We start from the raw sequence: 22,006 nt of genomic DNA on the forward strand, positions 1-22,006 counted from the left end.
CGGCGGCCGCGTCCGTTGTGTATACGCGACTGGTTGGGCGTAGGGGGGGTGGGGTCCGGGGGCGGGGCCCAGGGCCGGCCGACCGGCCGGCACGGGCTCCGTCCGCACGATCACGGCCGGCGCCGTCCGGCGACGGCGCAGCAGGAAACCCGCTCCGATCGCACCGGCGATGATCAGGCCGCCGGACACCAGTGCGCCCCGCGCCCCCGCCAGCTCCATCAGCAGGCCGAGCGCCGGCGGGCCCGCGAGACCCCACGACGTCTTGACGGTGCCCCACACACCGAGCACCCGCCCCCGCAGATGAGCCGGCGGATCGGTCTGGAGGACGGTCGTCCCCGCCGTGTCGGAGACCGACTCGACGACGGCCATCGGCAGGACGAGCACCAGCAGCACGGCGAGCGACGGGGAGAACCCCGCCACCGCCTGGAGCAGGGCCCCGCCGGCCGCCAGCGTGCCCACGAGCCGCACGGACGGCTTGCGCAGCCGGGCCCCGAGCACCGCGCCCACGATGCCGCCGACCGCGAGCACGGTGGAGACGGTGCCGAAGGCCCCCGCGCCGCCCGCGAGCGGCCCGGTCACGAGCACGGCCAGGGTGAGCGAGTAGTTGCGCCCGAAGACCGCGCTGATGCCCGTGATGCCCGCGAGGGCCACCAGCCGGGGCCGCCGCAGGAAGAACACGACGCCCTGGCGCACGGTCATGTCCTGGTCGGCCCCGTCCGGCCCTGCCTCCGGGACCCGCTTCCCGGCCGCCGGGGCGGTCGCGGCGGCCCGTACGGCCTTGTGGACGGGACGCAGGAACGGGATGACGGCGGCCACGAACAGGAACGAGAGGCCGTTGGCCGCGTACGCGGCGGCCGTGCCGAGGAAGGCGACGGTGACACCGGCCAGCGCGGCGCCGGTGAGGCGCCCCGCGTTGTGGACGAGCGAACCCACGCCGATGGCCGACGGGACGTCCTCCGTACGCACGAGATCGTTGCCCAGGAGCGAGCAGGCCGGCCCGTCGACCGTGGCGATGAGGCCCGTCACCGCGGCCAGCGTCATCAGGACCGCCAGGTTGAGCTGGTCCGTCGCCACCAGGACCGCCGTCAGGAACGCCACGGCGCCCAGCAGCCCCTGGCTGACGGCGGCCGTCAGCTTCCTCGGCCAGCGGTCGACCGCCGCGCCGCCCGCGAGGCTCATCAGCAGCCCGGGCGCGGCCTGGACGGACATCGAGAGTCCGGTCGCGGCGGCGGACCCGGTGATCTGGAGCACCAGCAGGTTCTGGACCGTCAGCTGCATCCAGGTACCGGCGTTGGACACGAAGTTCGCGACCGACCACCAGCGCATGCTGCGGTACTTCAGGGAACGCCACGGCGAGTGGTCGCCGCTCCCGCTCTTCGCGGGGCGGCCGAACCGCCCGCGGCGGACGGTCGCGGCGGCGTCGGGGGCAGGGGCAGGGGAGGGCGCGTGGCCCGCAGGCATGGAAGACACAGTGAGTTACTCGGAGACGAGCCGGAGCTCAAGCGGCGGAACGGCGGAAGCTCACAACACCGGCTGCTCTGCGCGGCCGCTCCACCGGATCTGGTCTGGGCCGTACCGCCCGGCTGCGGACTCGGGGCGCCTTTCGGCGGCGGTGGAGTCCTTCCGGGGCACGGCCTGGACCATCGTGGCAGAAGGGTTCGGCACCTGCGGGCGGGAACCTCGCGCGCCCCTGCTCCCGGGCGGCCGACATCCCTTGTGCCGTACGGGATCCGGTACTTCTGGTGGGCTTGCTCACAGGCCGCCGGCCGTGCTCCCGCCGCCCCGCCCGGACGGCCCGGACGCGTGACCGCGACCACAGCGGCGGGCCCGGCGGGGCGGCCTAGTCCGGCGTGCCGCACCCGCCCCCGGGGCTCACAGTGAGATACGGGGCGGTCGCCGAACGCACACCGCTCCCGTCCGGCAGGCACGGAAGGCAACGGAAGGCAGCGGTATGGAAACCGGAGTGCGGGTCGATCTTCACGGCAGGCAGGCGCTGGTCACCGGCGGCGCACGGGGGCTGGGGGCCTCGATCACGCGGAGCCTGGCCGGGGCCGGAGCCTCCGTACTGGTGGCGGACGTACGCAAGGACCTGGCGCGGGAGCTGTGCAACGAGCTGGGCGCCGCGGGGCCCGGCGACGCGCGGTTCGTGGAGATGGACGTCCGCGATCCCGAGGCCGTCGCGGAGGTCTTCACGGACCTGGAGGCGGAGGGGCTCGCAGTGGACATCCTGGTCAACAACGCGGCCGTGGACGTCTCCAAGCCCATCGAGCACCTGACGGCCGAGGAGGTGACGCGCGTCGTCACCACCAACCTGCTCGGGCCGATGTACCTCTGTCTGGAGACCTACCGCCGCATGGTGGCGCGGGGCGGCGGCCACATCGTCAACATCCTCTCCACGGCCGCGAACCGCACCTGGACCGAGGCCGGCCCCTACGCGGCGGGCAAGTCGGGCCTGCGCGCGTTCACCCACACGCTGTTCCAGGAGGCGCAGCGCGACTGCCCCGGTATCGGCGTCACGGGCATCATCGCGGGCGGAATGGAGACACCGTTCATCATGGAGCGCTTCCCGGACGCCGACACCTCGATGCTCCAGAGCCCCGACATCGTGGCCGACACGGTGCTGTACGCCCTCTCCGTCCCGGTCGGCAGCTCGGTGTCCGAGCTGGTCGTCGTACCGCGCAAGGAACCGTCCTGGCCCTGATCCCCCGTCAACCCGTCCCGCGAGGAGGAACGTCCGTATGCCCAGCCCTGGGAACGCAGCAACGCCAGTCGCCGTCATCACCGGCGCGGACTCGGGAATCGGGCGCGCCACGGCCGTCCGCCTCGCCGCGCGGGGCATGGACGTCGGCATCACCTTCCACACCGATCAGGAGGGCGCCGAGGAGACGGCCCGTGAGGTGCGCGGGCACGGGCGCCGCGCGGCCGTGGCCGCCATGGACCTCACGCGCCTGCCCGAGGCCGCCGACGCCGTCGACCGGCTCGCGGACGAGCTGGGCCGGATCGACGTCCTGATCAACAATGCGGGAACCGGCACCGCCACCCCGTTCCTCGAACTCGGCCTCGACACGGTCCGCGAGGTCCTCGACGTGGACCTGATCGGCCCCTTCCTGTGCGGACAGCGGGCGGCGCGGCGCATGATCCGGCAGGGCGACGGCGGCAGGATCGTCAACGTCACCTCGGTCCACGAGACTGCGCCCCGCGTCGGCGCCGCGCCCTACTGCGCGGCCAAGGGCGGCCTCGGCCTGCTCACCCAGGTGATGGCCCTCGAACTCGCCGAGTACGGCATCACCGTCAACGCCGTCGCCCCCGGTGAGATCGCCACCCCGATGACCGGCCAGGAGGACACGGACGTACGCACCGAGGTGCGCCGGGGCGTTCCCCTGGGGCGGCCCGGCGACGCACGGGAGGTCGCCGCCGTCATCGCCTTCCTGGCGAGCCCGGACGCCTCCTACGTCACGGGCGCCTCGTGGCAGGTCGACGGCGGCATGCTCCGCATGGGCCCCATGGCCGGCTCCCACCTGGACGACGACTCCTGGCGCCGGCCGTGAGGCCCCGCTCCGGGGTCAGATGAGGATCGCGTACACCAGGAAGAAGGCCGCGATCAGCACCACGAGCACGCCGATGGCGATCAGCGGGCCCTTGGCCCAGCCGCGCGGCGGCTCGACGCGGGGGCCGGTGCCGGAGCTGGTACTGGCCTCCCCGGGAGGCGTCTCGCCGGGCGGCACCGAGCCGCCCGGTTCGAGACCGGTGGTCCGGTCCGGATCGGGATCTGGGTTCAGTGGTGTGTTCATACCGAGCGGGTGCCCGATTTCTGGCGAATAACGTATTTACTGCCGGTTGCGTGCGTACCGTGCGGCGCGCTGCGGGCCGGCCACGCGGCGGTCCCGCGGCGCCTTCGGCCGCCGGCCGGGGAATCGTGGAGCGTGGGCGATGCGTGCGCGGGTACCCGTGCGGCAGTGGGGGCCGCGGCTGCCGCCGCCCGTCCAGTGGAGGACCCGATGGGTCAGCAGGTACGCGAAGTCATGACGAGCAACCCGGTCACCGTGGGCGTGCTCACGGCGGTCAGCGAAGTCGCGCGCCGCATGCGCGAGGAGAACATCGGCGTGGTCCTGGTCGCCGACGGCGACGGACTGCGCGGACTGGTCACCGACCGGGACCTGGTCGTACGGGTCCTCGCCGAGGGCAAGGACCCGGGGGAGACGACGGTCAGGGACGTGTGCAGCACGGATCTCGCCACGGTCGCCCCCGACGACGAGGTCGACCACGCGATCGGCCTGATGCGGAAGAAGGCGCTGCGCCGGCTGCCCGTGGTCGAGGGCTCCACCGCGGTGGGCATCGTGTCCCTCGGCGATCTGGCGATCGAGCGCGATCCCGAGTCCCCGCTCGGGGACGTGAGCGCCGCCGCGCCCAACACCTGAGCCAGGCCGCAACCCCCGGACACTACCGGGGGCTGCGGCCTGCCCGGAGCCGGCCACCGGGCAGGCCGGCCGGCGCGGCGCAGGTCCGTACTGAGGGTCCGTACTACTGAGGGTCCGTACGCAGGCCCGTACCTAGGTCACGGGCGCCGGCGTCGGCCCGGGACCCGGCAGCGGACCGGGCGCGGGCTTCGGCTCCGGCGGAGGAACCGGCGCCGGCGGATCGGGTTCGGGCCGCGGCGGAGCCGGGGGCACCGGATCGGGCCCCGGCGTCGGCACCGGCCCGGGCGCCGGTCCGGGTGTGGGCCCGGGACCCGGGGCGGGGGTCGGGTTGGGCGGGACGGGGTCGTTCGGAGGTGTGCCCATGAGAAAACCCATCCGTGCTGAGGGGAACCGTCGCCCCGGCGGGTTCCCCGGAGATCATGCGGCAAACGACGCCGTCCCCCGTCGGGACGACTGGACATCGGCGCTGTGCCCCGTCGGAACGACAGGGCATCGAAACCTCAGAACACGCGGGGGAGCGGTCACCACCGCGCGGGTGGGCCCCGGGCGGGGCTCGGAGTCCCGCCCGGGGCCGTATCGCCTCGTCATCGCCTCGTACGCGTCAGCGCCGGCGGCCGCGGGCCGACCAGCCCGCGCCCAGGCCCGCCACGTGCAGGGCGAGGAGGGCGAGCCCGACGAGCATGAGGCTCGTCGTACTGAAGATCGTTTCCGTCGACGTCTCCGTCGCGTGAATGATGAAGGCGATGACGAAGACCACCGCCGCCGCGATTGCCAGCATGTTCCTCTCCTGCCGCTCGACGGCGCGCCACACGTCGGGGTGGTGGCAGCGCCGCTGACAGCCTTGTGCCCCGCCGCATCACGGTCATGCCCCGCGCCCGGGAGCTGCGTTCAGCGTCCCCGGCCGATGTGCGGCAGCACCTTGTCCGGCGTCAGCGGCAGATCCCGCAGCCGCGCCCCCGTGGCGTGGTGGACGGCGTTGCCGATGGCCGCCGCCGTGCCGACGATGCCGATCTCACCGATGCCCTTGCTGCCCATCGGGTTGAGGTGCGGATCGTCCTCGTCGATCCAGTGCGCCTCGATCGACGGTACGTCCGCGCACGCCGGCACGTGGTACGACGCGAGATCGTGCTCCGCGAAGTCGCCGAAGCCGGGATCCATGGTGCTGTGTTCGGTCAGTGCCATCCCGATGCCCATGGTCATCCCGCCGATGAACTGGGAGCGCGCGGTGCGCGGGTTGAGGATGCGCCCCGCGGCGTACACGCCGAGGAGGCGGCGTACGCGCACCTCACCCGTCACCGTGTCGGCCTGCACCTGCGCGAAGTGGGCGCCGAACGCGTGCCGCGCGTACGGTGGTTCCTCCGCCGCCTCCCGCTCCGTGTCCGCCGTCACCGTGATCCCCCCTTCCGGTACGCCGCCCCCGCCCTCCCGCAGCCGCCCGGCCAGCAGGGCGCACGCCTTGTGCACCGACCAGCCCCAGGAGGCCGTTCCGGACGAGCCGCCCGCGAGCGGCGCCACCGGGAGGTCGCTGCTGCCGATCTCGACGCGCACCGACTCCAGGGGCGCGTCCAGCACGTCGGCCGCGATCTGCGCCAGCACCGTACGGGCCCCGGTGCCGATGTCGGTGGCGTTGACCCGGACGACGTACGTCCCGCCGGGGGCGGCGTGCGCGGTGGCGGCGGACGGGCTCACCAGTACGGGATAGGTGGCCGCCGCGACGCCCGTGCCGAGCAGCAGATCACCCTCGCGGCGGATGCCGGGCCGCGGATCGCGCCCCTCCCAGCCGAAGCGCCGGGCCCCCTCCCGCAGGCACTCGGCCAGGTGCCGGCTGCTGAACGGGTTGCCGCTGTCGGGCTCCCGGTCCGGCTCGTTGCGCAGCCGCAGTTCCACCGGGTCGAGGCCGGCGGCGACGGCGAGTTCGTCCATGGCCGATTCGAGGGCGTACATACCGGACGCCTCGCCCGGCGCCCGCATCCAGGAGGGGGACGGCACGTCCAGCGCGGCGACGCGGTGTCCGGTGCGGCTGTTCGGCGAGGTGTACATGACGCGGGCCGGCACGCCGGCCTGCTCCACGAACTCCTTGACCGTCGACGTCTGCGTGACGACCTCGTGGGCCAGCGCGGTCAGGACACCGTCGGCGCCGGCCCCCAGCCGTACGCGCTGCACCGTCGGCGCGCGGTGGCCGACGACGGCCGCGAGCTGGCGGCGGGGGAGCGCCAGTTTGACGGGCCGCCCGGTGTGCCGCGCGGCCATCGCGGCCAGCACGACCTGCGGGCGGGGAGTGCCCTTGGAACCGAACCCGCCGCCGACGTGCTCGGAGACGACGGTGATCCGGCGCTTCTCGAGACCGAAGACCTGCGCGAGGGCGTCGCGTACCTTGCTCGACCCCTGACTGGAGTCGTACACGGTCAGACTTCCGTCGTCCCACCACGCGGTCGAGGCGTGCGGCTCCATGGGGTGGTTGTGCAGCGCGCTCATCGTGTACGTCGCGTCGACGCGCACGGCGGCCGCCGGGTAGGCCGCGTCGAAGTCGCCGCGCTCCCGGAGCGCGGGCACCCCGCTGTTCGCCTCGTCCGGCGTGTAGAGACCCGGATGGCCGGCGGTCAGCAGTACGTCGTGCTTCTCGGGGGCGTACTCGATCCGCAGCGCCCCGGCCGCCGACACGGCGTTCTCCGGCGTGTCGGCGACCACCAGGGCGACGTGCCAGCCGCGGTGCGGCACCCGGTCGTTCTGCAGGACGGCCAGGATCGGGTCGTCCGGTTCCTTGAGGCGGGGCGCGTTCTCGTGGCTGAGCACGGCGAGCACGCCCGGCAGAGCGAGCACCTCGTCGGCGTGCACGGCGGCGACCCGGCCGCGGGCGACGGTGGCGGGAACGGGCCACGCGTAGGCGCAGCCGGGCGGGGTGTGCTCGGCCGCGTAACGGGCGGCGCCGGTGACCTTGTCACGGGCCTCCGCGCGGACGGCGGGGGTGCCGAGGGGGCTGGATGCGTGCGTCATGACGGGATGTCACGTCCTCATCAGGTACGGGAAGCGAGTTCGGCCAGCACGCTGACGGCGAGGTTGCGCGCGAGCGGCACCTTGAAGCCGTTGTCGCGCAGCGGCTCGGCCGCGGCGAGTTCGGCGTCGGCCGCCCTGGCGTACGTGTCCTCGGTGGCCGGCGCCCCGCGCAGCACCTCCTCGGCGGCGCGGGCGCGCCAGGGCGCGTGCGCGAGGCCGCCGAAGGCGAGGGCGGCGTCCCGCACGATCCCGCCCTCGACGCGCAGGACCGCGGCGACGGAGGCGAGGGCGAAGGCGTACGAGGCGCGGTCGCGGGCCTTGCGGTAGGCGCACCGCGTGCCGGGCGAGGCCGGCGGCAGCGTGACGCCGGTGACCAGCTCGCCCGTCCGGACGACGGTGTCCTGGTCGGGACGGTCGCCCGGCAGCCGGTGGAAGTCGGTGACGGCGACCGTGCGCGCGCCCTGCGGTCCGAGCAGATGGACGGCCGCGTCCAGGGCGGCGAGCGCGACGGCCATGTCGGAGGGGTGCGTGGCGACGCAGTGCTCGGAGTGGCCGAGCACCGCGAGATCGCGGTGGACGCCTTCGCGGGCGGGGCAACCGGTGCCGGGCGCACGCTTGTTGCAGGGCTTCGAGGGGTCCTGGAAGTACGGGCAGCGGGTGCGCTGGAGCAGGTTCCCCCCGGTCGTCGCCACGTTCCGCAGCTGGCCCGACGCGCCGGACAGCAGGGCCTGCGACAGGACGGGGTAGCGCGTGCGCACGACCGGGTGGGCGGCCAGATCGCTGTTGCGCACGGTCGCGCCGATGCGCAGCCCGCCGTCGGGCGTCTCGTCGATCCCGTCCAGCGGCAGCCGGCTGACGTCGATGAGCAGGTCGGGGGCCGCGACCCCGAGTTTCATCAGGTCGACGAGGTTGGTTCCGCCGCCGAGGTACTGCGTGCGCCGGCGGGTGTCGAAGGCGTCGACCGCCTCCTCGGCGCTCTCGGCCCGGAAGTAGGCGAACGGCTTCACGGCGCCACGTCCTCGATCGCGTCGACGATGTTCGGATACGCGCCGCAGCGGCAGATGTTGCCGCTCATGCGCTCCCGGATCTCGTCCGGGCCGAGGACGGCCGGACCGCCGGGCGAGTGCCGCGGGGACGTGACGTGCGAGGGATGTCCCTCGGCGGCCTCGGCCAGCATCCCGACGGCCGAGCAGATCTGCCCCGGCGTGCAGTAGCCGCACTGGAGGGCGTCCCGCTCGACGAACGCCTCCTGGAGCGGATGGAGCCGGTCGCCGTCGGCGAGCCCCTCGACGGTGGTGACGCGCGCCCCGTCGTGGGCCGTGGCCAGGAGCAGGCAGCTGTTGGCGCGCCGGCCGTCGACGATCACAGTGCAGGCGCCGCACTGGCCGTGGTCGCACCCCTTCTTGGCCCCCGTCAGCCGCAGGTGCTCGCGCAGGGCGTCGAGCAGGGTCGTGCGGTGGTCGAGCGTCAGGGTGTGCGGTGTCCCGTTGACGTGCAGAGTGAGGACCGAGCTGTGCGCGTTCTCCTGCTGGACGGTTGGCTCCACGCCGTCGCCGCCTTTCAGGTTCGTAAGGCATCGCTTCGTACCTCTTCCTATCAAAATGTTCCGTCGTCCGCGTTCCGGTTCAGCGCTCCCGGGCGGGGTACTGGGCTGGGACGTCATCCAGACCGAGGAGGTGGGCATGGCCATCGCGAAGTACTGCCTCGTGGCCGTGGACTGTCCGGACCCGCAGGCGCTCGCCGGCTTCTACGCCGCTGTGCTGGGCGGCGACGTGAAGAAGGACAGCGAGGACTGGTACGACCTGTACGTCCCCGGCGGACCCCGCATCGCCTTCCAGCGCGCGCCCGGTTTCCGGCCGCCGGACTGGCCGCGGGCCGACGCGAACTCGCAGCAGATGCACCTGGACTTCGACGTGCCCGACATCGAGGCGGCGCAGGAGCAGGTGCTCGCGCTCGGCGCCACGCCGCTCGACCTCGACGACGAGGACGGCCGGCGGGGCTTTCGCGTGTACGCCGACCCGGCAGGCCACCCGTTCTGCCTCTGCCGCGCCTAGGGAGGACCAAGAATCATGAGCGACCCCCGTACGCAGGACCCCGAGGACAACGGCGGGCCCGTCCCGCGCGACCTGCCCGACCAGCAGGCGGAGGCCGGCGAGGACCCCGCGGACGAGACCGGCGGCCCTGCTCCGGACGAGAGCCGCGACGACGGCGACCGCGCGTCCGCCGCCGGACAGGAGCCGGCCCCGCAGGAGCCGTCCGGCTGAACGCGAGGAGTGTGACGCGGCGTCCCGGATTGCAGGCGGACGGTGACCGGCGCAAGGTGGACGAGCCAGGACAAGTCACCTCTGATCTCTCTGGAAGGAACACCCTCGTGAGCAAGGCGAAGGCGAAGGCGAAGCAGGCCAAGGGCAAGATCAAGGAAACCGTCGGCAGGACCGCCGACAACCCGTCGATGGAGGCCGAGGGCCGCGGCGAGCAGCTGCGGGGCACGGCCCAGGAGACGGTCGCCAGGACCGGCGAGCGGGTCAGGAAGTCGCCCCGGAAGTAACCCGGTACCGCACAGGTACGGAAACGGGCCGCGCCGCCACGACGGGCGCGGCCCGTCGCCCTGTGCGGACGGGAACCGGACACGAACCACTCGGTACGACGCACCGGCGCCCGGGCACCCGCACGGGCCCGTCGGACACGAGGCACCAGGGAGGAAGCGGCGACATGGAGCGCGCGGCCGTCTTCGACGTCGACGGAACCCTCGTCGACACGAACCATCTGCACGTCGTCTCCTGGTGGGAGGCGTTCCGCCAGGCCGGGCACGACGTCGTGATGCACGACATCCACCGGGCCGTCGGCCTGCCCGGCCACGACCTCGTCGCCCGGTTGCTCGGCGACGACCGCGACACCGGCCGGGACGACGCCATCAGCGCCGCCCACAAGACCCTGTACGCGACGTACGCGGACCGCCTGCCCGCCCTGCCGCAGGCCGGCCGGCTGCTGCGGGCCCTCGCGTCGCAGGGCTGGACCGTCGTACTCGCCACCTCGGCGAGCGGCGGCGAACTCGCCGCACTGCGCCGCGCCCTCGACGCCGACGACGCGATCAGCGCCACCGCGAGCTCCGAGGACGTGGACCGGGGGAAACCGGCCCCCGAGCCGGTCGAACGGGCGCTGGAACTGGCCGGTGTACCGGCCGACCGTGCCGTGTTCGTCGGCGACACGGTGTGGGACATGGAGGCCGCCGCCCGGGCCGGGGTGCTCGGCGTGGCGCTGCGGTGCGGCGGCATCCCGCACCGGGACCTGGAGGAGGCCGGTGCGGCGGCCGTCTACCAGGACCCCGCCGACCTCCTCGCGAGGCTCGACGAAAGCCCCCTCGCCCGGCTGCGGCAACGATTGGAAGGCGCGCGCGGGGGCACCCGGCCCCCGTCGTAGGCAGGCCAGGACCGGAGGGGCGGCAGTGGCAGTCGGGGACAGCGGGCGCCGTTCGCACACGAGCGGCGCCGCACTCGGCCGTACGTGGTGGTGGCTGTCCAGGGAGGTGGCCGCGATCGGCCGCTCCGCCCGTCGCGCGGCGGCGGGCCCAGGACCGGAACGGGACGTCGTCACCCAGTCGCTCAAGGCCGCGGGCGCCGCAGCGGCGGCCTGGGCGCTGACCGGCTGGTGGTGGAACGCGCCGATGGCGCTGATGGCCCCCTGGACGGCGGTCGTCCTCGTGCAGAGCACCGTCTACCGTTCGCTGCGCTCCGGGGTGCAGCAGCTCGTCGTGATCGCCCTGGGCACCGTGCTGGCGGCGGGAGCGGCCAATCTGACGGGCGACACCATGACGGCGATGGTCCTGGTGCTGCCGGTCGCGGTCCTGATCGGCAACTACGCCCGCTTCGGCGAGCACGGCCTGTACGCGCCCACCACCGCGGTGTTCGTCCTCGCCTACGGCTCGTACTCGGGCCTCGACATCCTGCACCGGCTCTTCGAGTCGGCCGTCGGCGCGGTCATCGGCATCGCGGTGAACGCGCTGATCCTCCCGCCGGTCCACCTGCGCAGCGTCCGCGACTGCCTGCGCCGGCTGCCCGAGGAGTGCGCCGAGCTGCTGCGCACGGTCGCCGACGGTCTGCGGGAGGGGTACGGGCGCCAGGACGCGGAGGGCTGGCACGACCGCGCCCGGCGGATCGGGGGCATCCTGGCCGACCTGCGCGACGCACGGCGGTGGAGCCGCGAGAGCTACCGTCTCAACCCCGGCCGCCGGCTGCGCCGTACCGGGCCCGCGCTGCCCCCGCCCGCGTGGGACCAGGCGTGGGAGCGGATCGCCGACCCGCTGACGACCCTGCTGCGCACGCTCGCCAGTACGACCAGTGACGAGCCCCCGCTCACGCCGCTCCCCGAGGCGGCCGTGGCGCCCCTCTCGGACCTCCTGCGGGCGGCCGGCGACGTCTGCGCGGCGGACCGGGACCACCTCGAGGGCCGCGGCGAAGGCTCCCCGGACGAGCGGGCACGCGCTCTGGAGTCCGCCTGGACCGCGCACGGGCGGCTGAAGCGGCAACTGGCGCGGCTCGACAGCGAGACGGCCACCTCGCTGGGCGGCCTGGTGGCCCAGGCCCAGCAACTCCTGCACGAGCTGGCCCCGGTGGGCGACGGAGACCGCGCGGCACACGGCACCCGGCACAGGGGGTAAAACCCAACTTTTGGGGCACCCGGTGGCCATAGCCTCAAAGCTCCGAAGATCCGGGACCCGGGGTCCCGGGACCCAACCGAGACGAGGGGGTGCGTCATGGCCGACGTCCTCCAGTCGCACGGTCAGATCCGACGCCTGACCCTGTGCGGCACCGAGGACGTGGTGGGTCGCTGCCGCGACTTCACCCGGGCGGCGCTGGCGGACTGGCGGTGGACTCCGGCCGCCGACGAGGAGGACCAGGCGGTCGTCGACGACGTGCTGTTGCTCGTGTCCGAGGTGGTCACCAACGCCTGCCTGCACGCGGGCGGCCCGCGGGAGTTCGTCCTGCACTGCACGGCCGACCGGCTGCGCATCGAGGTCACCGACGGCAGCCCCGCGCATCCGCGGCCCCGGCCGTCACGCGTGGGCGTGCCCGGCGGGCACGGTCTGACGGTGCTGCGGCGCCTCGCCCGGAGCTGGGGGTCGCAGCCCCGGGGCGACGGCAAGACGGTGTGGGTGGAGGTGACGCCGCCGCGCGGCCACCGGCAGCAGGAGTAGCGGGCCGGCCGTCGTCGTCCGCGAGGAGCGCTTCGCGCAGGGTCGACAGAATGCGCGTGAGCAGCCGGGACACCTGCATCTGGGAGATGCCCATCCGCTCGCCGATCTCCCGCTGGGTGAGCTCCTCCACGAACCTCATGGTGAGGATCATCCGGTCGCGCTCGGCCAGCGCCGTCACCAGCGGCTTCAGCGCCACGACGCACTCGACGGTGTCGTAGGCCCGGACCTCCTGGCCGAGGCAGCACTGGGCGAAGCCCGCGGGGGCGTCGTCGAAGACCACGTCCAGGGAGCGGGCGTTGTAGCCGTTCGCGGCTCGCCGGCCCTCCCGGACCTCCTCCTCGTCCACCCCCAGGTGGGCCGCGAGCTCCGCGCCCGTGGGCTCGCGGCCCAGGCCCTGCTCCAGCGTGTCGCAGGCGCGGGCGATGTCGATCCGCAGCTCCTGGAGGCGGCGGGGTACGCGGACGTCCCAGCTGTTGTCGCGGAAGAAGCGCTTGATCTCGCCCTCGATCGTCGGGAGGGCGAAGGAGGGGAACTCCACCTCGCGCCCGAGGTCGAAGCGGTCGATGGCCTTGATCAGACCGATGGTCCCGACCTGGACGATGTCCTCCATGGGCTGGTTCCGGTTGCGGAACCGCGCCGCGGCGTACTTGACGAGGCTGAGGTTGATCTCGACCAGGGTGTTGCGGACGTACGCGTAGTCGGGCGTGCCCTCCTTCAGCGCCGCCAGCCGCTCGAACAGGGAGTCGGAGAGGGTGCGTGCGTCCAGTGTGCAGAGGGTGGCGGGATCGGGGATGTCCGGGAGCCCGGCAGGCCCCGGCCGTGGTGCGCCGGTCTCGGTGGCTCCGGATGCGGTCTCACGGGTACGCAGGCGGCTGGACATGAGGCTCCTTCGACGCGCTGGGAGAAACCGTCGTACGAGCGTCCTGCCGATATCTTACCCAAACGGGCGTTTTGGTGCTTTATCGGGCGTCGCGTTCCGCCGTGCGACGCGTCTAGCTCGCCTTGCGGCCCGCCAGCGGCGCCGTCTGCTCCCCGCTTCCCTTGCGCACGCCCTCCAGGAACTCCCGGATCGCGTCGGTGGACGTACGCTCCGGCTCCCAGCCGAGCTCCCGGCGCGCCCTGGACGAGTCCAGCACGGGCAGCCGGAGGACCGCGTCGAACAGGTGCGGCGAGGCCGGGGCGAGACGCGCGTTCCAGGCCGCCGCCAGCGCGGCGCGCACCACACCCGTGGGCACCTTCACCACCTTCGCCCCCAGCAGCTCGCCCAGTACCTTCGCGTCGACGACGGGGCCGGCCGCCAGGTTGAACGCTCCGCTCACGTCCCGCAGCACGGCCTCCCGGTACGCCCGCGCGGCGTCGTCGGTGTGCATGGCCTGGAGTACGAGCCCCTCCAGGTCCGGCACCCAGGGCAGCAGGTCCGGCCGGATCAGCGGACCGGGCAGGAAGCGCCCGGCGAAGATGCGCCGCTGCTCGCTCGCCGACGTCTCCTTGAACAGGAACGCCGGGCGCATGCGGACGACGCGGACGTGCGGGTGCTCCAGCTCGAAGGTGTCCAGCACCCGTTCGAGGTACGACTTCTCCCGGCAGTACGCCGCGTCCGGCCAGCCGTGGGTGGGCCACGACTCGTCGACGCCCGGAGCCTCCTTCGGTCCCGGCGCGTACGCGCCGACCGACGAGGCGTGGACCAGGGCGGGCACACCGGCCGCCGCGACCGCCCTGAAGACCCTGAGCGACCCGAGGACGTTCGTCTGCCAGGTGATCACCGGGTCGTGGGTCGGCTGGAAGCGCCAGGCGAGGTGCACCACGGCGTCCGCGCCGGCGAAGTGCCCGGCGAGCCCGTCACCCTCCGCCTCCTCGCCCAGGTCCACGGACGCCCACTCCGTCCTGGGGAAGGCCAGGTCGGGCACCCTGCGGGCCAGGCCGAGGACGGAACCCACCCGCGGATCCTCCGCGAGGGCGCTCACGACGCTGGTGCCCACGTTCCCGGTGGCGCCCGTGACGACCACCCGCAGTCCTGTTGTCTCGCTCATGAGGCACTCCGTGACTTCGCTCGTCCTGACCGCGCTCTCGAACCGGCCCGCGTACCACCGGCCCGCGAAGCGCTGCCGCACCGGGCGGACGTCCTGCGGGTCCCCACTACGGACGGGGTGAAACGGCCGTCACCTGACCAGCAGGGTGAACGCCGCGCACCCTCCGCCCGCCACGCCCGCGCAGACGACGGTCACCGCCACACACCGCGCCCGCAGACTGCGGTAGCGCTCCGTGTACTCGGCGCGCAGGGAAGTGGCCCGCTCCGCCACGCGGACCAGCATCGCCTTGGAGGCGGCCAGCCGCTCGGCCGTGTAGACGCGCTCCACGTCCTCCCGTTGCGCGGTGGTCAGCCACGGCAACTGCTCGGCGAAGCGGGCGGCGTGGTGGCGCGCGTCCGCGACCTCCGAACTCCACAGGAGGTAACCCTCCAGCTGTGCCAGACCGCGGGCGCTCTCCTTCTCCGGCTCCACGCTCACGCCTCATTCCCTTCCCTGGCGGCGTACTTACCTCTGCTTGTCCCCGGGCGCCACGGTCTCCGAGGTGTCGGGGCGGTTGTGCGCCTGGTCGAGGGCGGCGATGGCCGGGTGGTGCAGGTCGAACGCCGGGGACTCGGAACGGATCCGCGGCAGCGTGACGAAGTTGTGGCGGGGCGGCGGGCAGGAGGTCGCCCACTCCAGCGAACGGCCGAAGCCCCACGGGTCGTCGACCGCGACCGGCTTGCCGTACTTCGCGGTCTTCCAGACGTTGTAGAAGAACGGAAGCAGCGACATGCCCAGCAGGAACGAGGCGATCGACGAGATCGTGTTCAGCGGGGTGAACCCGTCGGCGGCCAGGTAGTCGGCGTAACGGCGCGGCATGCCCTCGGCGCCGAGCCAGTGCTGCACCAGGAACGTGCCGTGGAAGCCCACGAACAGCGTCCAGAAGGTGATCTTGCCGAGGCGCTCGTCCAGCATCTTGCCCGTGAACTTCGGCCACCAGAAGTGGAACCCGGCGAACATCGCGAAGACCACGGTGCCGAAGACCACGTAGTGGAAGTGCGCGACGACGAAGTACGTGTCGGTGACGTGCAGGTCGAGGGGCGGCGAGGCCAGGATGATGCCGGTCAGGCCGCCGAAGAGGAACGTGACGAGGAAGCCGGTCGCCCACAGCATCGGCGTCTCGAAGCTGAGCGACCCCTTCCACATGGTGCCGATCCAGTTGAAGAACTTCACCCCGGTGGGCACCGCGATCAGGAAGGTCATGAACGAGAAGAACGGCAGCAGCACCGCGCCCGTCGGGAACATGTGGTGCGCCCACACCGTCGCCGACAGACCCGCGATCGCGATGGTGGCGCCCACCAGGCCGATGTAGCCGAAGATCGGCTTGCGGCTGAAGACGGGGATGATCTCCGTGACGATGCCGAAGAACGGCAGCGCGATGATGTACACCTCGGGGTGCCCGAAGAACCAGAACAGGTGCTGCCACAGGATCGATCCGCCGATGGCCGGGTCGAAGATGTGCGCGCCGAACTTGCGGTCCGCCTCCAGCGCGAGCAGCGCCGCCGCGAGGACGGGAAAGGCGAGCAGCACCAGGACACCGGTCAGCAGGATGTTCCAGGTGAAGATCGGCATGCGGAACATCGTCATGCCGGGGGCGCGCATGCAGATGATCGTGGTGATGAAGTTGACCGAGCCGAGGATCGTGCCGAAGCCGGAGAAGGCCAGGCCCATGATCCACATGTCGGCGCCGACGCCCGGCGAATGCACCGCGTCGTTCAGCGGGGAGTAGGCGAACCAGCCGAAGTCCGGAGTGCCGTCCGGGGTGAGCAGACCGCCCACCGCGATGAGCGAGCCGAAGAGGTAGAGCCAGTACGCGAACATGTTCAGCCGCGGGAACGCCACGTCGGGCGCCCCGATCTGGAGCGGCATGATCCAGTTCGCGAATCCGGCGAACAGCGGCGTCGCGAACATCAGCAGCATGATCGTGCCGTGCATCGTGAACGCCTGGTTGAACTGCTCGTTCGACACGATCTGGATGCCGGGACGGGCCAGTTCGGCGCGCATGAGCAGCGCCATCACGCCGCCGATGATGAAGAACATGAACGACGTGGTCAGGTACAGCGAACCGATCGTCTTGTGGTCGGTGGTGGTCAGCCACTTGATGACGACGTTGCCCCGCTGGTGCGGGTGGACCGGAAGTTCGTCCTCGTAGCTCTCCGGTTCCGATCCGGGCGGTCCTGCGGTGTGCATCGTCGTCATTACGACGTTCCTCCGGTTGAAAATCGCGTGCGGTGGCGGCCCGCCGGCCCCCTGCCCGCGAGCAAACCAGTCGGGCGGGCAGGATGTGAGCCAGAAGGCTGGTACGCCGTCGAATTCACCCGGTCGGCCCCGCGGGGGCCGGGACTTCGGGGGCCGGGGACACCGGCGCGGGAGAGCCCGGGTCCGGCGAGTCGGGGCCGGGAGAGTCCGGCTCCGGGGAGTCGGGCGCGGGGGAGTCGGGGGAGTCGGGGGCGGGCGAGTCCGGGACCGGCGAGTCGGGGTCCTGCTCGGACGGCGGGTCCACCGGCGGCGAATCCGTGTGCGGCGACTCGGTGGACGGCGACTTCGACGTCCGGCCGGGGGACGGGGACTTCGTCTCCTTGGCGGGCGGCTCGGTCCGCCGGTCGTCGGTGCCGGTGTCGCCCGCCTCGCGCTTGAACCAGTCGTCGTTCTCCGGATCGAACAGCAGAAACTCGTCGACCGGCTTCGGCGCCGGCTTCACCGTCACGACGTCCGAGGAGCGGAAGCCCGCCCACGGCTTGCCCGTCCGCTTGGCGGCGCCCTTGACCGCGACCGGCGGACGCAGCGGATTGCCGCACGCGCAGCGCACCCGGGGCACGCCCCGGTCGTCGATCAGGACGGCCGTGCCGGCCTGGAGCACCGACTGGTAGGGCGTCGCGGAGCCGTTGCGGTAGCCGTGGTTGGTGACCCGGGTGTCCATCCGCAGCTGTACGGGGGTCAGCGAGCGCAGGTACGCCGGAACGCCCGTCGGCTCGATGCCCAGGACGGAGGCGAACACCCGGTTCTTGTCCTTCTGCGCCGTGAGCGCCGAGATCTGCTTCTCGACGTTGCAGCTGGCCACCTTCTGGGTCCCGCCGTACACACCGGGCTCGGACCCCTCCACCGCCTGGGTGACACCGGTCCGGGTCGGCGTCACGCTGGGCCGTACGTCCTGCGGCGTGGTCGGCTCGGCCGTCGCCGCCGAGGTGTCGCGCGCCGTCGACTCGGTGTACGGATCGGGTCCGGACGAGCCCGCGGCCTCCAGGAAGACCTCGCCGCCGGCCACCGACCCGCCGTCGGGCCGGGTGAGGACCACGGTCAGCACGACCGCGGCGACGATCGCCGTGGCGATGGCCGCGACCTTCGGCACGGACCGCCACCAGGGGCGCCCGGGACCCCCCGGTTCCCCCGGTCCTCCGGGCCCGCCGACGGTGGCGCCGCCGCCGCTCGGCGGACCGCCGGGCGGACCGGGCGGGGGCGTGGGACGGTCCCCCTGCCCGGGTTGGCCGGGACCCGAGAGCGGGCCGGAGGGGGGACCTGTGGGGCGGCCGGACGACGGCGGCGGTTCAGCACTCACGGGCGGTACTCCCCAACCTAGGGATCGGTCGCTCTGCGTACGCTATGCCTGCTTTGCGTGCTTATTGTGTGCCTCGTACCCGTACGGCCCGCAAGCTGACGCGGTCGGCCCTCTCCGGCGGCGGACACCGGCCGCCGTGCTTAGCGTGGCAGGGTGAGCCAGCAGAAGATCAGCGACCGGAGCCGCGCCACGCGCGCCGTACACGTCTGGCGGGACGCCCTCGTGGCAGTGCTCGCCGGCCTGTTGGGAATGGTCGCCACGGCCGCCCTCGGACTGTGGGCCGCGGGCGCGGCCGAACTGCCGTCGGGCGCCTTTCCCCGCGTCGTCGCGGCCGTCGTGGTGATGGCGGTCGGCGGATCGGTCGACGTGTCCGGGGCCGCCGGAGTGCTCGCGGAGACGAAGGCCGACCTCTCGGTGCTGCCGCTCTCGGTGACGCTCGTGGGGGCCCTGGTGACCGCCACGCTCTTCGTGCGGCCGCTGCGGCACCGGGCCGTCGCCGGGACCCGTGAACTGGCGGGCAGGGCGGGCCGGCTGGCGGCTCTGTGGGTGGTGGGACTGGTCGTCCTCGCGCTCCTCGCGCGGCACACCTTCACCATCCCCCTGGAGGACCCGACGGGCGGCCTCCTCGACGACCTGCTGGGCGACGACGGCTCGCCGAAGGTCGGCTTCAGGGCCGACCTCCCCCTCACCGTCCTCTTCGGGCTCCTGTGGCTGGCGGGGCTCCTCTTCGTCGCACTCCTCGTGTCCCGCAGGGCCCCGCTCCCGGCCCGGCTCGTGCGCTTCCAGGAGCCCGTACGGCCGGCCGCCTTCGCCATGGTCGCCCTGCTGCTCGCGTACGTCGCCCTGGTGCTGGTCATCGCGCTCGTCGTCCTGGTGACGCACGGCCACCGCGCCGAGACGCTCGCGGTGATCCTCCTCGGGCTGCCGAACCTCGCCTGGATCGCCCTCACCCTCGGCCTGGGTGCGTCCTGGGAGGGCAAGGTGAACGGCCCGTTCGGGCTCCCGATGCCGCAGGTGCTGGACGAGGTGCTCCGTACGAAGGACGTCTCCACCCTGAACCTCGGCACGCTCACCGAGCGCGACGGGCGGGCGTGGTGGCTGCTGGTCGCCGCCGTGGTCCTGGTGCTCGCCGCCGCGTTCCTGATGGCGGTGCGCTCACCCGCGCGGATGCGGCACTGGCAGCACGCCGTGCACATGGCCGTCGCCCTCACCCTCACCGTGCTGATGATCTGTCTCGTCGCCGGCGTCTCCGCGCGGGTGGGGCTGTCGCTGCTCGGCCTCGGAGACCTCTTCGACGACGGCGGGGGCGGTCTCGGCGGCGAGGTGTCGTTGCAGCCGCGCCTGTGGACGGCGCTCGGCCTCGCCCTGCTCTGGGGTCTTGTGACGGGCTTCCTCGGGGGCCTGCTCGCCCGCCGGGTCCACCGGCGCGGCGAGGTCCCGCCGCAGGCTGCCTAGCCCGCGTACCCGGGGAACACCGGAAGCGCCCAGCGCGGCGGAGCGGGCGGAGCCTCGGGGGCGTACGACCGCCCCCCGGTGCGCGGCGCCACCCGCGCCCCGCCGTTGGCGTCCGGGCCGATGCCCGCCGCCGCGGCGCGCAGGGCGGCCACGAACTGAAGGCAGGAGCCGTACCGGTCGTCCGGGCTCTTGGCGAGCGCCTTCGCCAGTACGCCGTCCACCGCCTCCGGCAGGTCGGGGCGCAGCTCCGTCAGGGGCGGCGGCGGGTCGAACTGGTGCGCCCACAGCAGGGCCATGTCGTCGTCGCGCTGGAACGGCGGGCCCCCGGCCATCGTCTCGTGGACGACGCACGCGAGGCTGTAGACGTCGCACCTGCCGTCCACCGGACGGCCCGAGATCTGCTCCGGCGCCACGTAGTCGAGCGTGCCGACGAACTGGCCGACGGTGGTGAAGCCGGTGAGCGACAGCGACTTCTTCGTCAGCCCGAAGTCGGTGAGGTACACGTGCTCCGGGTGGTCGCTGTCCGTGCCCTCCGCGACCAGGATGTTGCCCGGCTTCACGTCCCGGTGCACCAGGTCGTGGCCGTGGGCGGCGTCGAGCGCGGACGCCACCTGCGCGGCGATGCGCGACGCGGTGGCGATCGGCAACGGCCCCTGGCGGTCGAGCAGATGGCGCAGGTCCTGACCCGCGACGAAGCGCATGGCGATGTAGAGCACGCCGTCGGTCTCGCCGGCCTCGAAGACCGGCACGATGTGCGGATGGTCGATGGCGGCGGCCACCCGTGACTCGTGGGTGAACCGGCGGCGGAACGTGTCGTTGCGCGCGAGTTCGGGCGCGAGCAGCTTGAGCGCGACCGTACGGTCCAGACGCAGATCCCTCGCGCGGTAGACGACGGCCATGCCGCCCCGGCCGATCTCGCCCTCCACGCGGTAGCCGGCGATCTGGCTGCCGATCAGTTCGGACGGCCTGCCGGCCAGGCCGCTCTCCTGCGGCGTGGGGGCCATCACCCGTCACCGGGCCGGGTGGGCGGACGCGGGGCGGTTCCGTCACCGGGCCGGACCACACGGGTGGCCTCGCGGTCGCGGCCTTCGCCGCCACCGCTGCCGTCGTCCTCGGTCCCGGCCGCGCGGGCCGGCTCGGGCGGGGAAACGCCGCCGCCGCCGGGCAGGGTGACGATCCGGGTGGGTTCCGGCGGCGCCCCGCCGCCCGGCTCGTGGCCGTTCCCGGGCCCCCGCTCGCCGCCCGGACCGCCACCCGCGCCCCCACGCGGCCCGGCCGGCGGACGGGCGACCGCGCGGGTGGGTTCGGGCGGGGCCGGGCGGTCGGGGGCGAGGTGCGGGGGGCTGTCGTCCTGTGGGTGCTGTCCGCCAGGGCCTGCGGAGGGTCGGTTGACGATCCGGGTGGGCTCGGGTGGGGCTGCTCGGTTGGATTCCGGTTCCGGCGCGTGCTCGCCGTGCGGGAACTGTCCGCCGGGGTCTTCGGCGGGCGGGGTGACGATGCGGGTGGGCTCCGGTGCGCGTGGGGACGCCTGACGGGGCTGCTCGGGGGCTTCCGCGCTCGCCGCCGGCGGTGGGGCGGCGGTCGGTGCGGGGTCCGTCGGCGGGGCCGGCTGCGGCGGGTCGCTGTCCACGGGCCCGACGGGGTCGGAGCCGAGCGGGGCGACCACCTGGGGAGGGTCGGGCGGAGACGGGCGCCGGCCGCCGGCCGCGGCGGACGCGGCCACCCGGGTCGGCTCGTGGGCCCCTCCCGGGTCGGCGGGTGGCCGGTCGGCCACCCGGGTCGGCTCGCGGGGCGGCCGGGGCGAGTCACCAGGCGGCGGGTCGGCGGCGGGGGACGAGGAGGCCGCGTACGTGGCGAGACGCGTCCCGTCGCAGTACACCCACCGCTCGTGCTCCGCGTCGTACAGCCACACCGACTCGCCGTCGACCACCATCCCGACCCGCAGTCCGCGCGTGCGGCGGCGGAAGCCCTCACCGTCCGTGCGGCCCGCGGTCAGGTCCTCGGCGGCGCGCCGGTACTGGTTCAGGGACTCCTCCACCCGTGCCAGCAGGGGGCGCGGGTCCGCCGTACGGGCCATCGGCTGCCCGGCGGCCGGCGGTTCCTGCGGGACGGACACGAGCAGCCGGCCGTCGACCCAGGCGGACCAGCCGTTGGCGCAGAGGATCTGCCCCCAGTCCCCGCGCCGGCCGATCAGGCGCACCGGCAGCAGCGGGTCGAGCGGCTCCGTCGGCAGGGACACGTCCGGTTCCTCCCAGGCGGGCAGCCCGTACTGGGGGACGACATGCGTGGGACGGAAGTCAGGGGTCGCCATGGGGCCCGT

The 22,006-nt window shown here is 73.6% G+C and carries 22 protein-coding genes and 1 pseudogene; 10 read left to right on the top strand and 13 right to left on the bottom strand.

Going from position 1 to position 22,006, the window contains the following annotated elements:
- On the bottom strand, window positions 1–1,326 hold a 1,326-nt coding region (locus ACWGH0_RS13945), incomplete at its 3' end, for an MFS transporter (protein ID WP_453404472.1).
- A 625-nt stretch (window positions 1,327–1,951) separates the two neighbouring features.
- On the opposite strand from ACWGH0_RS13945, the gene ACWGH0_RS13950 reads away from it, so the two are divergent.
- Together ACWGH0_RS13950 and ACWGH0_RS13955 are read left to right on the top strand one after the other, a co-directional pair.
- Window positions 1,952–2,701, top strand: a complete 750-nt coding sequence (locus ACWGH0_RS13950) for an SDR family oxidoreductase (protein ID WP_453404391.1) — start codon at window positions 1,952–1,954, stop codon at window positions 2,699–2,701.
- Window positions 2,702–2,738: 37 nt separating this feature from the next.
- Window positions 2,739–3,548, top strand: a complete 810-nt coding sequence (locus tag ACWGH0_RS13955) for an SDR family oxidoreductase (protein ID WP_453404392.1) — start codon at window positions 2,739–2,741, stop codon at window positions 3,546–3,548.
- 15 nt (window positions 3,549–3,563) lie between these two features.
- Here the strand turns inward: ACWGH0_RS13955 and ACWGH0_RS13960 are convergent, their stop codons facing one another.
- A complete protein-coding gene (locus ACWGH0_RS13960; RefSeq protein ID WP_453404393.1) occupies window positions 3,564–3,791 on the bottom strand; it encodes a DUF6480 family protein in 228 nt (75 codons plus the stop codon).
- Window positions 3,792–3,998: 207 nt separating this feature from the next.
- On the opposite strand from ACWGH0_RS13960, the gene ACWGH0_RS13965 reads away from it, so the two are divergent.
- Window positions 3,999–4,418, top strand: coding sequence for a CBS domain-containing protein (locus ACWGH0_RS13965; protein ID WP_453404394.1), 420 nt, complete (start codon window positions 3,999–4,001; stop codon window positions 4,416–4,418).
- A 601-nt stretch (window positions 4,419–5,019) separates the two neighbouring features.
- Here ACWGH0_RS13965 and ACWGH0_RS13970 read toward each other — a convergent pair.
- From ACWGH0_RS13970 to ACWGH0_RS13985, 4 genes are all read right to left on the bottom strand, one after another.
- Window positions 5,020–5,196, bottom strand: coding sequence for a hypothetical protein (locus ACWGH0_RS13970; protein WP_453404395.1), 177 nt, complete (start codon window positions 5,194–5,196; stop codon window positions 5,020–5,022).
- A gap of 110 nt (window positions 5,197–5,306) precedes the next feature.
- Window positions 5,307–7,412, bottom strand: coding sequence for a xanthine dehydrogenase family protein molybdopterin-binding subunit (locus ACWGH0_RS13975; RefSeq protein WP_453404396.1), 2,106 nt, complete (start codon window positions 7,410–7,412; stop codon window positions 5,307–5,309).
- A gap of 20 nt (window positions 7,413–7,432) precedes the next feature.
- Window positions 7,433–8,419: an FAD binding domain-containing protein gene (locus tag ACWGH0_RS13980; RefSeq protein ID WP_453404397.1), complete on the bottom strand. Its 987-nt coding sequence runs from the start codon at window positions 8,417–8,419 to the stop codon at window positions 7,433–7,435.
- The gene (locus ACWGH0_RS13985; RefSeq protein WP_453404398.1) at window positions 8,416–8,958 is read right to left on the bottom strand and encodes a 2Fe-2S iron-sulfur cluster-binding protein; all 543 of its coding nucleotides are present in this window, start codon (window positions 8,956–8,958) and stop codon (window positions 8,416–8,418) included. The genes ACWGH0_RS13980 and ACWGH0_RS13985 overlap by 4 nt, the downstream gene beginning before the upstream one ends.
- 136 nt (window positions 8,959–9,094) lie before the next feature.
- Between ACWGH0_RS13985 and ACWGH0_RS13990 the strand changes: the two genes are divergently transcribed.
- The 6 genes from ACWGH0_RS13990 (at window position 9,095) to ACWGH0_RS14015 (ending at window position 12,606) form a co-directional block, all read left to right on the top strand.
- Entirely contained in the window at window positions 9,095–9,466 is a 372-nt protein-coding gene (locus ACWGH0_RS13990) for a VOC family protein (RefSeq protein WP_453404399.1), read from the top strand.
- Window positions 9,467–9,481: 15 nt separating this feature from the next.
- On the top strand, window positions 9,482–9,676 hold the full coding sequence (locus ACWGH0_RS13995) for a hypothetical protein (RefSeq protein WP_453404400.1): 195 nt from the start codon (window positions 9,482–9,484) through the stop codon (window positions 9,674–9,676).
- Between the two features lie 107 nt (window positions 9,677–9,783).
- Window positions 9,784–9,960 carry a CsbD family protein gene (locus ACWGH0_RS14000; protein ID WP_453404401.1) on the top strand — a complete coding sequence of 59 codons (177 nt, stop codon included), beginning with the start codon at window positions 9,784–9,786 and terminating at the stop codon, window positions 9,958–9,960.
- A 164-nt stretch (window positions 9,961–10,124) separates the two neighbouring features.
- Window positions 10,125–10,832 carry an HAD family hydrolase gene (locus ACWGH0_RS14005; protein WP_453404402.1) on the top strand — a complete coding sequence of 236 codons (708 nt, stop codon included), beginning with the start codon at window positions 10,125–10,127 and terminating at the stop codon, window positions 10,830–10,832.
- Window positions 10,833–10,857: 25 nt separating this feature from the next.
- Window positions 10,858–12,069: an FUSC family protein gene (locus ACWGH0_RS14010; protein WP_453404403.1), complete on the top strand. Its 1,212-nt coding sequence runs from the start codon at window positions 10,858–10,860 to the stop codon at window positions 12,067–12,069.
- A 96-nt stretch (window positions 12,070–12,165) separates the two neighbouring features.
- Window positions 12,166–12,606 carry an ATP-binding protein gene (locus ACWGH0_RS14015; RefSeq protein WP_453404404.1) on the top strand — a complete coding sequence of 147 codons (441 nt, stop codon included), beginning with the start codon at window positions 12,166–12,168 and terminating at the stop codon, window positions 12,604–12,606.
- A 37-nt stretch (window positions 12,607–12,643) separates the two neighbouring features.
- On the opposite strand, the pseudogene ACWGH0_RS14020 reads toward ACWGH0_RS14015, so the two are convergent.
- The 5 genes and pseudogenes from ACWGH0_RS14020 to ACWGH0_RS14040 all read right to left on the bottom strand — a co-directional run.
- Window positions 12,644–13,486, bottom strand: a pseudogene (locus ACWGH0_RS14020) (SigB/SigF/SigG family RNA polymerase sigma factor); the annotation flags it as partial.
- Window positions 13,487–13,598: 112 nt separating this feature from the next.
- Window positions 13,599–14,636 (bottom strand): NAD-dependent epimerase/dehydratase family protein, encoded by a 1,038-nt coding sequence (locus ACWGH0_RS14025; RefSeq protein WP_453404405.1) that lies wholly within the window; start codon window positions 14,634–14,636, stop codon window positions 13,599–13,601.
- A 129-nt stretch (window positions 14,637–14,765) separates the two neighbouring features.
- Window positions 14,766–15,107 (bottom strand): hypothetical protein, encoded by a 342-nt coding sequence (locus tag ACWGH0_RS14030; protein WP_453404473.1) that lies wholly within the window; start codon window positions 15,105–15,107, stop codon window positions 14,766–14,768.
- Between the two features lie 33 nt (window positions 15,108–15,140).
- Window positions 15,141–16,865 carry an aa3-type cytochrome oxidase subunit I gene (ctaD, locus tag ACWGH0_RS14035; RefSeq protein ID WP_453404474.1) on the bottom strand — a complete coding sequence of 575 codons (1,725 nt, stop codon included), beginning with the start codon at window positions 16,863–16,865 and terminating at the stop codon, window positions 15,141–15,143.
- A 124-nt stretch (window positions 16,866–16,989) separates the two neighbouring features.
- Complete coding sequence (locus ACWGH0_RS14040; RefSeq protein WP_453404406.1) at window positions 16,990–18,231, bottom strand: DUF6777 domain-containing protein; 1,242 nt, start codon at window positions 18,229–18,231, stop codon at window positions 16,990–16,992.
- 153 nt (window positions 18,232–18,384) lie between these two features.
- Here ACWGH0_RS14040 and ACWGH0_RS14045 point away from each other — a divergent pair, with 153 nt between their 5' ends.
- Complete coding sequence (locus tag ACWGH0_RS14045; protein WP_453404407.1) at window positions 18,385–19,686, top strand: streptophobe family protein; 1,302 nt, start codon at window positions 18,385–18,387, stop codon at window positions 19,684–19,686.
- Here ACWGH0_RS14045 and ACWGH0_RS14050 read toward each other — a convergent pair.
- Both ACWGH0_RS14050 and ACWGH0_RS14055 read right to left on the bottom strand, forming a co-directional pair.
- Complete coding sequence (locus ACWGH0_RS14050) at window positions 19,683–20,690, bottom strand: serine/threonine-protein kinase (protein WP_453404408.1); 1,008 nt, start codon at window positions 20,688–20,690, stop codon at window positions 19,683–19,685. The genes ACWGH0_RS14045 and ACWGH0_RS14050 overlap by 4 nt on opposite strands.
- Window positions 20,690–21,997 (bottom strand): hypothetical protein, encoded by a 1,308-nt coding sequence (locus ACWGH0_RS14055; protein ID WP_453404409.1) that lies wholly within the window; start codon window positions 21,995–21,997, stop codon window positions 20,690–20,692. Before ACWGH0_RS14055 ends, ACWGH0_RS14050 begins: the two co-directional genes overlap by 1 nt.
- Window positions 21,998–22,006: the final 9 nt, after the last annotated feature.

This window comes from Streptomyces sp. NPDC054887, assembly GCF_053610585.1.